At 61.9% G+C, this 703-nt stretch carries 2 protein-coding genes and 1 pseudogene; all 3 read right to left on the reverse strand.

The annotated features are described in order from the left end of the window. Positions 1–158 (reverse strand): EVE domain-containing protein (locus ENZ75_RS33465; RefSeq protein WP_128278685.1); only part of this gene is annotated, 158 nt, incomplete at its 3' end. Between the two features lie 37 nt (positions 159–195). After that, positions 196–492, reverse strand: a complete 297-nt coding sequence (locus ENZ75_RS33470; RefSeq protein WP_063169520.1) for a YciI-like protein — start codon at positions 490–492, stop codon at positions 196–198. A 31-nt stretch (positions 493–523) separates the two neighbouring features. Next, a pseudogene (locus ENZ75_RS33475) lies at positions 524–703 on the reverse strand (glycerol-3-phosphate dehydrogenase); the annotation flags it as partial.

Genomic DNA, 703 nt, shown 5'->3' on the forward strand with positions numbered 1-703 from the left:
TGGTAGAAGAAGCCGAGATCGCCGATCTGCATCGCCTTCATGTTGTTGCGCGCCGCGTAGTTGCGCACGCCGTCCCATTGCGTGCCGGCCTTGCCCTTGGCCTTCAGCATCTCGAAGGAGAACTTGAATGGCTCGGATTTGAACAGCCAGTAGTTCATGTCTTTCTCCTCCTTGGAGTCGCGCTGGCGACCGGGATTAACTAGCCGCCGGCTTGTTGAACGTCCAGTTCCACGGGCGGATTTCGACGCTTTCGAACAGCCCGGCCTTGGCGTAGGGGTCGGCGGCCGACAGAGCCTGCGCCCCTGCCAGGTCGGGCGCTTCGACGACCACGAGGCTGCCATTGGACCTGCCTTCAGTGTCAAGGAACGGACCGGCGAATGCCAGCTTCTTGTCGCCGTTCAACCCCTCGAGAAAGGCAACATGCTCGGGCCGCGTGTCGAGGCGCACCTGCAGGCTTCCGGGCTTGTCCTTGCAAATCACAGCAAACAGCATTTTTTCTCCTGATCGTTCAAAGTCGTGGGGATCAATCGTTGGTTTCGGTCTTCAGCGGCCGGGTCATCAACGCCGTCACGGCCTGCCGGACGGTGATGGTGCCATCCAGTATGGCGGCGACGGCGGCAATGATCGGCGCGTCGATGTTGCGCTCGGTCGCAATGCGGGCTGCGATCGCCGCCGTCGGCACGCCTTCTGCCAGCGGCAATCC

The sequence above is a fragment of the Mesorhizobium sp. M7A.F.Ca.CA.002.04.1.1 genome (assembly GCF_004022805.1).
GTDB lineage: Bacteria > Pseudomonadota > Alphaproteobacteria > Rhizobiales > Rhizobiaceae > Mesorhizobium > Mesorhizobium ciceri.

Coding starts and splice junctions, on each gene's coding strand:
- ENZ75_RS33470 (WP_063169520.1), bottom strand. CDS start 492: ATGCTGTTTGCTGTGATTTGCAAGGACAAGCCCGGAAGCCTGCAGGTG.